7 protein-coding genes are annotated in these 12,713 nt (G+C 73.6%); 3 read left to right on the top strand and 4 right to left on the bottom strand.

What is annotated here, in order from left to right; translation table 11 throughout:
- Positions 1-418: 418 nt before the first annotated feature.
- Positions 419-973: a MarR family winged helix-turn-helix transcriptional regulator gene (locus ACIG0D_RS17330; protein ID WP_166000162.1), complete on the bottom strand. Its 555-nt coding sequence runs from the start codon at positions 971-973 to the stop codon at positions 419-421.
- A 122-nt stretch (positions 974-1,095) separates the two neighbouring features.
- On the opposite strand from ACIG0D_RS17330, the gene ACIG0D_RS17335 reads away from it, so the two are divergent.
- Positions 1,096-2,370 carry an MFS transporter gene (locus ACIG0D_RS17335; protein WP_399801953.1) on the top strand — a complete coding sequence of 425 codons (1,275 nt, stop codon included), beginning with the start codon at positions 1,096-1,098 and terminating at the stop codon, positions 2,368-2,370.
- 61 nt (positions 2,371-2,431) lie between these two features.
- Here ACIG0D_RS17335 and ACIG0D_RS17340 read toward each other — a convergent pair whose 3' ends face one another.
- A complete protein-coding gene (locus ACIG0D_RS17340; RefSeq protein WP_399801284.1) occupies positions 2,432-4,093 on the bottom strand; it encodes a SpoIIE family protein phosphatase in 1,662 nt (553 codons plus the stop codon).
- A 244-nt stretch (positions 4,094-4,337) separates the two neighbouring features.
- Entirely contained in the window at positions 4,338-5,705 is a 1,368-nt protein-coding gene (locus tag ACIG0D_RS17345; RefSeq protein WP_399801287.1) for an NAD(P)/FAD-dependent oxidoreductase, read from the bottom strand.
- 400 nt (positions 5,706-6,105) lie between these two features.
- Between ACIG0D_RS17345 and ACIG0D_RS17350 the strand changes: the two genes are divergently transcribed.
- Both ACIG0D_RS17350 and ACIG0D_RS17355 read left to right on the top strand, forming a co-directional pair.
- Entirely contained in the window at positions 6,106-6,846 is a 741-nt protein-coding gene (locus tag ACIG0D_RS17350; protein ID WP_399801290.1) for a TetR/AcrR family transcriptional regulator, read from the top strand.
- Positions 6,847-7,186: 340 nt separating this feature from the next.
- Positions 7,187-9,163 (top strand): sigma-70 family RNA polymerase sigma factor, encoded by a 1,977-nt coding sequence (locus ACIG0D_RS17355; protein ID WP_399801293.1) that lies wholly within the window; start codon positions 7,187-7,189, stop codon positions 9,161-9,163.
- Positions 9,164-9,221: 58 nt separating this feature from the next.
- Here ACIG0D_RS17355 and ACIG0D_RS17360 read toward each other — a convergent pair whose 3' ends face one another.
- Positions 9,222-12,491 carry a BTAD domain-containing putative transcriptional regulator gene (locus ACIG0D_RS17360; RefSeq protein WP_399801295.1) on the bottom strand — a complete coding sequence of 1,090 codons (3,270 nt, stop codon included), beginning with the start codon at positions 12,489-12,491 and terminating at the stop codon, positions 9,222-9,224.
- Between the last annotated feature and the right edge of the window lie 222 nt (positions 12,492-12,713).

The following is a 12,713-nucleotide window of genomic DNA, read 5'->3' on the forward strand; positions in this document are numbered from 1 at the left end:
TGCGTTTCCGACTCTATCAGATCTTTTCTCGATCCGATTTCCTCGGTGCTTTCCAGGTTCCCGCTCTCGCGTTTCCCTTTCCGGCGGTTCCGACTCTATCAGATCCTTTCGGGCCTGACTCCCAGTCAGAGGGGGATTGCCTTCCCGGCTGTTGGGCCGTTCCGACGTCTCAAACTTTAGCGGATCCGTCCGGCGATTCCCAATCGGGCCGCCGAGTCCCTATTCGAATTGAATTCGGGCACGCCGAAATCGACCCCGTCGGGAGATCCTGCCTGTGTTTGAGGGTGCCGCTCTCGCGGCGGAAGTGTCGTCGCAGAACCGTTCCGGCTCCCTGACAACCCGAAGAACCTTACGGATCGGCCAGGGGGGTGTCAAGTACCCCCTGTCAAGATCTTTTCCGACCTCGGCGGTGGCCGCGTCAGTCCAGGTCGGAGAGGCGTCCGCCGGCGTCCGGCTGGGCGTGCTCGACCCGGCGCAGGAGCCGGGTCAGGACCTCGCCGAGGGCGGTTCGCTCGGCGGGGGTGAGGTCCTGCAGCAGGTCTTCCTCGAAGACCGTGGCGAGGCGCATGGCCTCCAGCCACTTCTCGCGGCCCTCGGGGGTCAGCTCGACGATCACCCGGACGCGGTTGTTCTCGTCCCGCTCCCGGGTGACCAGACCCTCGGCGACCATGCGGTCGATCCGGTGGGTCATGGCGGCCGGGGTGAGGCCGAGGCGCTTGGCGAGGTCGCCGGGGCCCATGCGGTACGGGGCGCCGGAGAGGACGAGGGCCTTCAGGACCTCCCACTCGGCGTTGCTGATGCCGAGAGCGGCGGTCTGCCGGCCGTAGGCGACGTTCATGCGGCGGTTCAGCCGGGAGAGAGCCGAAACGATCTTCTCGACCTGGGGGTCGAGGTCCTGGAACTCGCGCTGGTACGCGGCGATCTGTTCTTCGAGTGTCGGCTCGGCGCCGAGTGTGCCGGGGATGTCGCCCATGGGCGCAGTATCGCACGACGTTGCTTTGCCTTGAAGTCCTTCGATGTGTACTCTTTAGCTTCGAAGTTTAGTTTCGAAGTCTTCACGTCTAACTAGTGAGAGAGGTGAACGTGACCAGGGCGATGGGCGCTGCGATGCGCCGGATCCATGTGGGCAACGCACTCAGCGCGTTCGGGCTCGGCTTCACCGTCCCCTACCTGTACGTCTATGTGGCGCAGGTGCGGGGGCTCGGTGCTGTGACGGCGGGGCTGGTCCTCGCCGTGTTCGCCGTGGCCGCGCTGATCGTGCTGCCGTTCGCCGGGCGGGCGATCGTGCGGCAGGGCCCGCTTCCGGTGCTGCAGACCGCCCTGGTCACGGCCGCCGTCGGTGCGCTGGGCCTCGGGCTCGCGGGTGGCGCGGCGAGCGTGCTCGCGGCGGCTGCGCTGCTGGGGGCCGGGCAGGCCGTGATGCAGCCGGCGCTGGCCACGATGATCGTGGACTGCTCGTCGGCGGAGACGCGGTCGCGGGCGTTCGCGACGCAGTTCTTCCTGCAGAACCTGGGCCTGGGTGTCGGTGGTCTGATCGGCGGGCACCTCGTCGACACCACGCGCGTCTCCTCTTTCACCCTGCTGTTCGCGATCGAGGCGGCGATGTTCCTGCTGCTGGTCGTGGTGATGGCGACGGTGCGGATGCCGCACTCGCCGCGGATCGAGAGCGCGCCGAAGCAGACCGGCAAGGGCAGCTGGCGGCAGCTGCTCGGGAACCGGGCGATGGTGCAGCTCTGTGTGCTCGGGTTCGTGCTGTTCTTCGCCTGCTACGGGCAGTTCGAGTCGGGTCTGAGCGCCTACGGTGTCGAGGCCGCCGGGATCTCCACGTCTGCGCTGGGCACCGCGCTCGCGGCGAACACCGGGATGATCGTGGTCGCGCAGTTCCTGGTGCTGCGGTTCGTCGAGCGGCGCCGGCGGTCGCGGGTGATCGCGGCCGTGGGTCTGATCTGGGCCGTGGCGTGGCTGGCGGCCGGGTACGCGGGGCTGGGGCACGGCAGCCAGGAGATGGCGACGGCCGCCTTCGTCTCGACGTACGCGCTGTTCGGGCTGGGTGAGGCGATGCTGTCGCCGACCGTCGCGCCGCTGGTCGCGGATCTGGCGCCGGAGGGCCTGGCCGGGCAGTACAACTCGGCGTTCGCCCTGGTGAAGCAGCTGGCCCTGGCGGTCGGCCCGGCGGTGGGCGGCCCTATGGGAGCCTCCCTGCACGCGCCGTACATCGTGACCTTCCTGCTGTTCTCGCTCGGCATCAGCGTGCTGGCGATCCGTCTGGGACGGCGGCTCACCGAGGCGCAGGACCAGCCGTGGCTGGTCCGGAACCGGGTGGTCGCGCGCGGCGGGTCGGCGGCGGAGCCGGTGTCCGCGGAGGCGTGAAAGTAAGAGTGCGGTCGGGGCGCCGGCCGGGTGCGTGGGGCACCCGGCCGGCGTTTCGCTGTCAGGGGGTGCGGGGCAGGGCGAACTCGCACCAGACCGCCTTGCCCCCGCCCGGGGTCCGGCGACAGCCCCAGCTGGAGGCGATGGTCGCGACGATCGCGATGCCACGGCCGGACTCGTCTCCGGGTTCCGCGCGGCGGCGGCGCGGGAGGTGGTCGTCGCCGTCCGTCACCTCGATGATCAGGCGGCGGTCGGTGCGGCGCAGCCGCAGGCGCATGGGTGGGGTGCCGTGCTGGAGGGAGTTCGCCACCAGCTCGCTCGCGGCCAGGACGCCGAGGTCGTGCAGATCGGCCGGGAAGCGCCAGCTGGTGAGGACGCCGGAGGCGAAGGCACGCGCGCGGGGGGCCGCTTCGACGCCACCGAGGAGTTCCAGGGCGGCGTTGCGGAAGAGTTCGGCGTCGGGGCCGGTGCGGGCCGGGTGCTGGAGGACGAGGACGGCGACGTCGTCGTCGTGGTCGGCGGTGACGCCCGCGGTGCGGACCAGGCGGTCGCAGACGACCTGGGGGGTGCCGGTGGCGCCGGCGAGGGCGCGTTCCAGGGCGGCGATGCCCTCGTCGAGGTCGGCGTCGCGGCGTTCGACCAGGCCGTCGGTGTAGAGGACGGCGGTGGAACCGGGGCCCAGGGCGATCGAGCCGGAGGAGTGCATCCAGCCGCCGGTGCCGAGCGGTGGGCCGGTGGGTTCGTCGGTGCGCTGGACGGTGCCGCTCTCGTCGCGGACCAGGATCGGCAGGTGGCCGGCGGAGGCGTACACCAGCCGTCCCTCGTTGGGGTCGTGGATGGCGTAGACGCAGGTGGCGATCTGGTTGGCGTCGATCTCGGTGGCGAGGCCGTCGAGGAGTTGCAGGACCTCGTGCGGAGGGAGGTCGAGGCGGGCGTAGGCGCGTACGGCGGTGCGGAGCTGGCCCATGACGGCCGCCGCTCGGACGCCGCGGCCCATGACGTCGCCGATGACGAGGGCGGTGCGGCCGCCGCCGAGGGTGATCACGTCGTACCAGTCGCCGCCGACGGCCGCCTCCGTGCCGCCGGGGTGGTAGGTCGCGGCGATCCGCAGGTCGTCCGGTTGTTCGAGTTCCTGGGGGAGCAGGGAGCGCTGGAGGGTGACGGCGGTCTCGCGCTGGCGGCGTTCGCTGGCGCGCAGGCGTTCGGCGGCCTCGGCGTGGTCGGTGACGTCGGTGGCGAAGACGAGGACGCCGCCGCCGCTGCTGTCGCCTTCGCGGACCGGGGTGCAGGTGAACGTGTACGAGCGGCCGTCGGGGGCCTTGCGGGACTTCAGGGTGCGGGGCTTGCCGCTGCGCAGGACCTGGTCCAGGAGGGGCAGCAGGCCCAGTTCGCGCAGTTCGGGCAGGGCCTCGCGGGCGGGTTCGCCGGGCGGGCGGGTGCCGAAGGCGGTGGCGTACGCCTCGTTGACGTACGCCAGGCGGTGGTCGGCGCCGTGGACGAGGGCGACCAGGGCGGGGACGCGGTCGAGGACCTCGCGCACCGGCAGTTCGTCGACGGCGGGGACGGAGAGGGACTCGTCGGTGAGGTGTTCGGCGCGGGCCGCGGGGACGGAGCCCTCGCCTCGGCCCTCGCCCCACCGGTCCGGGGTGACCGTGGGTTCGGTCCGCGCTGCGGCGCGGCGCTGCGTTCCGGGGAGCCGGGCGCTCCAGCGCGTGAAGTTCACGAATCCTTGCCTCGTGTAGTCGTCGTCGGCCGGCTCCGGACCCGGCCCGGTCCTCCGGGGGCGGCACGGTGGTGACCGCGGGGGGACACCGCCCCTGGGAAGTGCAGCACTGGGAAAGCCTCGTGGGTTCGGCGGGCAGGGCGGGCGGCGGCCCGCTCTGTCGGCGTGGACCAGTCTGGCAGTGTGGCCGACCGGACCGACATCCGTCAGACGCCTGGGCCGCCGCGGGAGTTCCTCGCTGCGGTCAGGACGACCCCTTCGGGTCGTGGGGACGTTTTCCCCCGGCCGCGAGTTCGAACTCCGCACGGGGATGTTCGAGTGATCCGAGGGAGACGATCTCCCGTTTGAAGAGGCCGGCGAGGGTCCATTCGGCGAGGACGCGCGCCTTGCGGTTGAAGGTGGGCACGCGGCTGAGGTGGTAGGCGCGGTGCATGAACCACGCGGGATAGCCCTTCAGCTTGCGTCCGTAGACATGGGCGACGCCCTTGTGCAGGCCGAGGGAGGCGACGGAGCCGACGTACTTGTGGGAGTACGTCTCGAGGGGTTCGCCGCGCAGGGACCGCACGAGGTTGTCGCCGAGGACGCGGGCCTGGCGGACGGCGTGCTGGGCGTTGGGGGCGCACTCGGCGCCGGGGTCGGCGGCGGTGACGTCGGGGACGGCGGCGGCGTCGCCCGCGGCCCACGCGTGCGCGTGCCCGTCGACGGCCAGCTCGGCGGTGCACTTCAGGCGGCCCCGCGTGGTGCGCGGAAGGTCGGTGGCGGCGAGCAGGGGGTGGGGTTTGACGCCGGCCGTCCAGACGACCGTACGGGTGGGGAAACGGCTGCCGTCGCTGAGGACGGCGATCCGGTCGGCGCAGGACTCCAGGCGGGTGCCGAGGAGGACCTGGATGTTGCGGCGGCGCAGTTCGGTGACCGCGTAGCGGCCCATCTCCTCGCCGACCTCGGGGAGGATGCGGTCCGAGGCCTCGACGAGGATCCACTTCATGTCCTCGGGGCGGATGTTGTGGTAGTACCGCGCGGCGTAGCGGGCCATGTCCTCCAGCTCGCCGAGCGCCTCCACGCCGGCGAAGCCGCCGCCGACGAAGACGAAGGTGAGGGCCGCGTCGCGGATCGCGGGGTCGCGGGTGGAGGAGGCGATGTCCATCTGTTCGAGGACGTGGTTGCGCAGGCCGATGGCCTCCTCGACGGTCTTGAAACCGATGCCGTGGTCGGCGAGACCGGGGATGGGGAGGGTGCGCGAGACGGAGCCGGGGGCGAGGACCAGTTCGTCGTAGTGCAGTTCCTCGGGGGGTGCGGCCCGCTCCTCGGTGGCGAGCGTGGTGAGGGTCGCGGTGCGCTCGGCGTGCCGGACGGACCGGGCCTCGCCGACGACGACGCGGCAGTGGGGCAGGACGCGGCGCAGGGGTACGACGACATGGCGCGGGGAGATGGCGCCGGCGGCCGCCTCCGGGAGGAACGGCTGGTACGTCATGTACGGGTCCGGGGTGAGGACGGTGATCTCCGCCTCGCCCCGCTTCAGTTCGTGTCTCAGCTTCCGCTGGAGGCGCAGGGCCGTGTACATCCCGACGTAGCCGCCGCCGACAACGAGAATGCGCGCACGTTCCTTCACCATCCCATGACGCACCCGGCGCCTGCGTTTGTCCACAGGCCCGGCAATTTGTGTGACAGGGCACGCGGCGGGCCCCGGGTTGGCCGAATCACCCGCGTGCGGGGCAGCCGCGCAGGTCAGGGGGTGTGAGCCGGGGACGGTAGGGGGGTGGAACCGGGACGTATACGGCCCGTACTCCGATCGGGGGGCGCTCTGTGCGGAACCTGCCCCTTCTGAATTGACTGTCTCTCAACTATGTTCGTCTCTCGACGGGGTGTAGGGGGAAGCCTCTCGTGTCCGCGACGGGCGGGCTCGACGGGCGGGCTCGACCGGCCGGCTCGATGGTTCGGGCGGTTCCACTCGCTCCGGCATCCAATGGCGGGGAGAGTCTCCGGGGGGAGACGTCATTACCGGGGGATTTCTTATGCACATTCAGGACTCTCGTTGGTCTTCCGCGTCGGCCGTCGCATCCGGCGGCGCGGTGAGCGCGGCGATGGGCGGCGGACGCGCGGACGGCGCGCGCACGACACCGCTGCGCGTGGACGCACAGCGCAACCTGGAGCACGTACTGCGCGCGGCACGTGAGGTCTTCGGCGAGCTGGGGTACGGCGCGCCGATGGAGGACGTGGCGCGGCGCGCACGCGTCGGTGTGGGCACGGTCTACCGGCGCTTCCCGAGCAAGGACGTCCTGGTCCGGCGGATAGCCGAGGAGGAGACCGCGCGGCTGACCGATCAGGCGCGGGCGGCACTCGGGCAGGAGGACGAACCGTGGTCGGCGCTGTCCCGCTTCCTGCGGACGTCGGTGGCGTCGGGCGCGGGGCGGCTGTTGCCGCCGCAGATCCTGCGGGTCGGGGTCGCGGACGAGGCGGACGAGGCGCGGGTGCCGCAGCAGCGGTCTCAGCCCGGCGGTGGTGAGCTGCGGCTGGTGCCGGAGCAGCCGGCGGCCGAGGACGACGCGGGCGCGGCGGCGCTGCTCGCCGTGGTGGGCCAGCTCGTGGAGCGGGCCCGCGCGGCGGGTGAGCTGCGGCCGGACGTGTCCGTGTCGGACGTGCTGCTGGTGATCGCCACGGCGGCACCGTCCCTGCCGGACGCGGCCCAGCAGGCGGCGGCTTCGGCACGGCTGCTGGACATCCTGCTGGAAGGGTTGCGGTCGCGGCCGGCGTGACGGTCGTCCCGGTGGGTGACCGAGCGGGCCGCCCCGGGTGACTCGACGAGGTGACAGGGGCGTGGGTGCCGTGCCGCCCGCGCCCCTCACCGGCCACCTGGACAATCGGCGCATTCGGGGCACTGGGTGCGTCCTCGCGTCCGGGAACGTCCAGAGACGTCCAGAGTCGTCCAGAGACGCCCAGGGAGCATTCCCCGAATGGGTGACCGTCAGTACCGATCCGGTGCAAGTGCGCTCGGACGAGTGGATGACGTCTCCCGCCAGGGATGGGCCGAAATCCGGTATGGCACGCTGACGCGGTGGCCGGGACGGGTCGGGCAGGCGGCGGGGGCTTTCCGCGATGAGTGTTGACGGGCGGGACGGGTCGCTGGGTGGCGACGATCCCGAGGACGGCGGGCCGCTTCCGCCCCAGGTGCCCAGCCAGGGCGGGGGCGCGAGACTTCCGTCGGCGGGCCGCCCCGCGGAGGGGACCGTACCGGCGCAGCGGGACCGGCGCGACGGCGGCGGCATCCTGCCGCCGCCGCGGGAACTGCCGCCCTCCGACGCCGAGCTGATCGACCGTATGCGGTCCGGTGACGACACGGCGTACGAGGAGCTGTACCGGCGCCACGCGGACGCCGTACGCCGTTACGCGCGCACCTGCTGCCGCGACGCCCACACCGCCGACGACCTCACCGCCGAGGTCTTCGCCCGGATGCTCCAGGCGGTGCGCGGCGGCTCCGGCCCCGAGCACGCCGTACGCGCCTATCTGCTGACCAGTGTCCGGCGCGTCGCCGCGAACTGGACCGACTCCGCCAAGCGGGAGCAGCTCGTCGACGACTTCGCCGTGTTCGCCGCGCAGGCCGCGCGGGTCTCGGAGATGTCCGGCACGACGGCCTCCCCCGGCTCCTTCGGTGCCGGTCTCGACCTGGGCGCCGACGTGCGGGCGATGCACGAGGCCGAGCAGTCGCTCGCCATGCGGGCCTTCCACTCGCTGCCCGAGCGCTGGCAGGCCGTGCTGTGGCACACCGAGGTCGAGGACGAGTCGCCGAGCGAGGTCGCCACCCTCTTCGGGCTCGACGCCAACGGCACCCGCGTGCTCGCCAGCCGCGCCCGCGAGGGCCTCAAGCAGGCCTACCTCCAGGCCCATGTCTCCGCCACCCTCACCGCCGACGAGGAGTGCGCCCGCTACGCCGACCAGCTCGGCACCTACGCCCGCCGCAAACTGCGCACCCGCGCGGAACGGGGCCTGCGCAAGCACCTGGAGGAGTGCGCCAAGTGCCGGGTGGCGGCCGGCCAGATCGAAGAGGTCGCCGGCGGCATCCCGGCCGTCGTGCCGGTGGCCGTCATCGGCTGGTTCGGCGCCGCCGGGTACGCCAAGGCGGCCGGACTCGTCGCGGGCGGCGCCGGAGCCGGCGCGGCGGGGGCCGCGGGCGCGGCCGCGGCGGCTGGGGGCTCGTCCGGCGGGGCGGGCGCCGTGGGCTCTTCCGGCGGGGCGGGCGCCGTGGGCGGCGCGGCAGCCGAGGGCGTGGGTGCCCCGGTGAAGGCCGGTGTCGCGGCCGGTGTGGTCGCGGTGGCCGCCGCGGCCGTCACGCTCGTGCTCGTGGGCGACGACAGCACGCCCAAGAAGCCGGTGGCGAAGCCGCCCGTGTCCGCGCCGGCGCCCCAGCCGGAGCCGCCGTCCCCGGCCCCGCCGAAGAGGCCCGCACCGCGGCCCACGGTCATCGCGCCCGTGGCCGCCCCGTCACCGGTGCCGAGCCCCACCCCGACGCCCATGCCAACGCCGACCCCCACGCCCGAGTCGAGCCCGACACCCACCGCGAGCTCGACTCCCCCGCCCACCCCGAGCCCGACTCCCCCGCCCACGCCCAGCCCGACTCCGACGCCCACTCCGCCGCCCGCGCCGGTGGTCTACCAGTGGAACGAGCTGGCGTACGACGTCAGCGGCGACGGCACCGGGCCCGAGATGCGGATCGGCGAGAGCGGCTGGGTGTGGCAGCGGCAGGGCCTGTCGATCGGCGGTACGACGTACGCGCGCGGGGTGACCGTCCACAGCCGGTCCTCCGTCACCATCGACCTCAACCGTGACTGCTCCTCCTACGAGGCGCTGGTCGGCGTCGACGACATGACGCTGAAGCTCGGCAAGGTGTACTTCTCCGTCTACGCCGACGGCGTACCGCTGTGGAGGTCCGGGATGGTCAAGGGCGGTGACCCGGCCGTCCCGGTGTGGGTGAACCTGGCCGGGCGGGACACCGTACGGCTGGTGGTCGAGCCGCACGCCCCCCTGGACCACGTGGCGGTCGCGGACTGGGCGGAGTCGAAGTTCACCTGCTTGTAGAAGTTCACCGGCTCGTAGAAGTTCACCGGCTCGTAGAAGTTCACCGGCTCGTAGAGGTTCACCGGCTCGGAGGGGTCCGCGCGGGGCGGGTGGCGGTGGCCTCGTCGAGTTCGCCGGCGATCTGCTCCAGGGTGAGGGCGGCGCCCCGGGCGCATTCGGAGGCGTAACGCTCCGGGCCGAGCGCGGCGCGGGCCGCGGCCTCGGTCCGGTCGGTCTCCGCGCCCTCCGGCCGCGGGCGGGGCAGGCCGCCGCGCAGCCGCTCGCCGGCCGCGAGAAAGCGGGCCGTGCGCGGGTGGTCGCCGAGCCGTCCCAGCAGGTTCGCCGCCTCGTCGACGATGCTCCCCGTGACCGTCTCGGCGCAGTGCTCGGCCACCGCGCGGCGCAGGGCGCGGGCCAGCTTCGGCAGTGCGCTCTCCGGGCCCTCCTCGGCGGCCGTGATCATCGCGTCCAGCAGGTGCAGCGCCGCGATGAACTGGGGCGGGGGCGTACCTCGGGAGATCTGCTCGCGGATCGTCCCGCACAGCTCGCGCGCGCGGACGGTGTCCCGGTCGTCCAGCGCCATGTAGGCCCGCAGCAGCGACACGAACGCCCGGGCATCCGCCACCCAGTAGCGGTCGGCGGCCTCGTCCGCCTCGGTCAGGGCGGCCTCGGCGGCGCGGCGGTCGCCCGAGCGGTAGGCGATCTCCGCGAGGCGGGCGATGAGGAACGGCGTCTCGGCGTACGCCCCGACCTCGTGGGCGAGGCGCAGCGCCTCCCCGTACTCCTCGCGGGCCGCGGTGAACCGGCCGCGCGCCATGGCCGCCTCGCCCGCCGCACTGCACACCTGCGCCCGCATCCAGCGGTCGCCGACGCGCCGGCTGAGGACGCGCAGCTCGGCCAGGTCCTCGTCCACCCCGCGCAGCCCGCCGGAGGAGTCGACGACGATGTGGGTGCGGAGCATCAGGGCGACGCCCAGCTCCCAGTCGCCGCCGTACTTCCGGCAGTTGGCGACGGTCGCGTCCAGGACCTCGCGCAGGTCCGCGCCGAGTCGCTGGAAGACGGTCAGCGGCCAGACGATGCCGGGCATCCGCGCGGCGTGGGGACCGCCCCGCTCGTAGGCGGCCCGCAGGCGGGCGACATGGCGCTCGTAGCGCGGGGCGGCCGTCCGGTCGCGCGGGTCGGTCTCCGAGGTGAGGAACAGGTGGAACATCCGCAGGTCCATGCGGAGGGCGTGCAGGGAGTGCCGTTCGTCGTCCGGCGGGGCCTCGGCGAAGGCGTCGGCGTCGTCGGGGGTGTCGGGCGGTGTGCTCAGGAGGAGTACGCGGTTCATCCAGTGGGCGCCCTCGTGGCGGTAGTTGCGCAGCCACCAGAACCAGCCCATGGCGAGGGCGATGGCGGCGGCCTCCGCCTCGTCGCCGGCCGTCGTCGCGCGGTGCAGGGCCGCGCGGATGTTGTCCAGCTCGGTCTCCAGGCGGGAGATCCACGGCAGCTGCTCGGCGGAGCGCAGCCGCGGATCGGCCTCCTCGACGAGTGAGCGCACCCACGCGCGGTGCCGGCGCTCGGCGGCGGCGCGCTGCCCGGGGGCCTCGGCGGCGCGCTCGGTGGCGTACTCGTGGATGGTCTCCAGCAGGCGATACCGCATGCCCTCGGCGCCCTGCCGCGCGGCCGGGGCCGCCACGACCAGGGACTTGTCGACGAGCGCACCCAGCAGGTCCACCACCGGGCCGCTGCACACGGCCTCCGCCGCGGCGAGGTCCCAGCCGCCCGCGAAGACGGACAGCTCGCGCAGCACCGTCCGCTCCCGCTCGTCGAGCAGGTCCCAGGACCAGTCGACGACCGCGCGCAGGGTCTGCTGGCGGGGCAGGACCGTGCGACTGCCGGAGGTCAGCAGGCGGAAGCGGTCGTCGAGGCGGTCGGCGATCTGCCGGGGGGTGAGCATCCGCAGCCGGGCGGCGGCCAGCTCGATGGCGAGGGGCAGGCCGTCGAGGCGGTGGCAGATCTCCGTGATGGCCTCCTCGTCGCCCAGCAGCGCGTCGGCGTCGGGACGGACGGCCGCCGCGCGCTCCGCGAAGAGGCGCCGCGCCTGGGCGGGGGCGAGCGGGTCGACCGGGCGCACCGACTCGCCGGGGACGCCCAGGGGTTCGCGGCTGGTGGCGAGGATCGTGAGCCCGGGGCAGTGGGTCAGCAGGGTTTCGGCGAGGTCGGCCGCCGCGCCGATGACGTGTTCGCAGTTGTCGAGGATCAGGAGTCGGCTGCGCGTGGCGCAGTGCTCTACGAGCAGGGCGACCGGGTCGTCCTGCGGGGTCGCCAGGTCGTGCGTCATCAGCGTGGTCTCGCGCAGACCCAGCGCGTTGACCACCGCACCCGGCACCGCCTCCGGCCGGTCGAGCGGGGCCAGCTCGACCAGCCACGCCTGGGGGAGCCCGGCGGCGGCCTCCTCGGCGAGACGGGTCTTTCCGGAGCCGCCCGGTCCGGTGAGGGTGACCAGGCGGGCCCTGTGCAGTTCGGAACGGATCGCGCCGAGTTCGAGTTCCCGGCCCACGAAACTCGTCAGCCGGGGGCGGAGGTTGCCGGTGGGTTCGGGGCGGGGCGGGCTGAGCTGGGGCACGGCCGCGGGCGGCGTCCCGCCGTCTGTGCCTCCCAGCAACTCCTGGTGCAGGGCACGAAGTTCCGGCCCCGGATCCATGCCCAGCCCCTCGGCCAGCGCGCGCCGGGCCGTCTCGTAGGCGGCGAGGGCCTCGGCCCCGCGGCCGGTGTCGCGCAGGCCGCGCAGCAGGAGGGCGTGCAGGGTCTCGTCGTACGGACGGGCCTTGGTCAGCTCGGTCAGCTCGGGTACGACGTCCTGGGCGCGCCCCAGGCGCAGGTCCGCGTCGATCCGCGCGCGGACCGCCTCCAGCCGCAGTGTCTCCGGGCGGGTGGCGGAGGTTCGGTCCGGGAGGTCGGCCAGGGCGGGGCCGCGCCACAGGGCGAGCGCGTCGGCCAGGTCGTGGGCGGCGGCGGCCGGATCACCACGATCGAGGGCGTTCGTGCCCTGCCGGACCAGCCGTTCGAACACGAACAGGTCGACGTCGTCCCGGTCGGCGGCGAGGCGGTACCCGCCCGGCTCGGACACCACGGCACCCTTGCCCACGGCGCGGCGCAGCCGCCCGACCAGGGCCTGGAGAGCGGCCTGGGCATCCTGCGGCGGATCGTCCGCCCAGACCTCGTCGATCAGGGTCTCCGGCGTGACCACCCGCCCGGCCCGCGCGGCAAGCGCGGCGAGCAGGGCACGCACGCGTGGGCCCCCGACGGGTACGACGTCACCGTGGTCGTCCTCCGCCTGGGTGACGCCCAGGATTCTGTACCGCACCGGATCATTGTCGCCGGGGGGCGGGGGCGGGGCATCGGGATTCGAGCGGGAGCGCGTGCCGCGGGGGCGGGAGGTTCGCCTGGCGGCGGGCCTGTGGGGGAGCGGCGCTTCGCTCAGCAGCCCGCCTGTGGGGGCGCGGCGGCGTGCCTCTGTGATGCGACGGAGCGGGCCGGCTTGCCCGACGGGCTGAGAAGGTTGCCGTGTGGCAGTCAGGCACGACGG

The sequence above is a fragment of the Streptomyces sp. NPDC052773 genome, from assembly GCF_044547145.1.
Taxonomy (GTDB): domain Bacteria; phylum Actinomycetota; class Actinomycetes; order Streptomycetales; family Streptomycetaceae; genus Streptomyces.

Coding starts and splice junctions, on each gene's coding strand:
- ACIG0D_RS17330 (WP_166000162.1), bottom strand. CDS start 973: ATGGGCGACATCCCCGGCACACTCGGCGCCGAGCCGACACTCGAAGAA.
- ACIG0D_RS17335 (WP_399801953.1), top strand. CDS start 1,096: ATGGGCGCTGCGATGCGCCGGATCCATGTGGGCAACGCACTCAGCGCG.
- ACIG0D_RS17345 (WP_399801287.1), bottom strand. CDS start 5,705: ATGGTGAAGGAACGTGCGCGCATTCTCGTTGTCGGCGGCGGCTACGTC.
- ACIG0D_RS17350 (WP_399801290.1), top strand. CDS start 6,106: ATGCACATTCAGGACTCTCGTTGGTCTTCCGCGTCGGCCGTCGCATCC.
- ACIG0D_RS17355 (WP_399801293.1), top strand. CDS start 7,187: ATGAGTGTTGACGGGCGGGACGGGTCGCTGGGTGGCGACGATCCCGAG.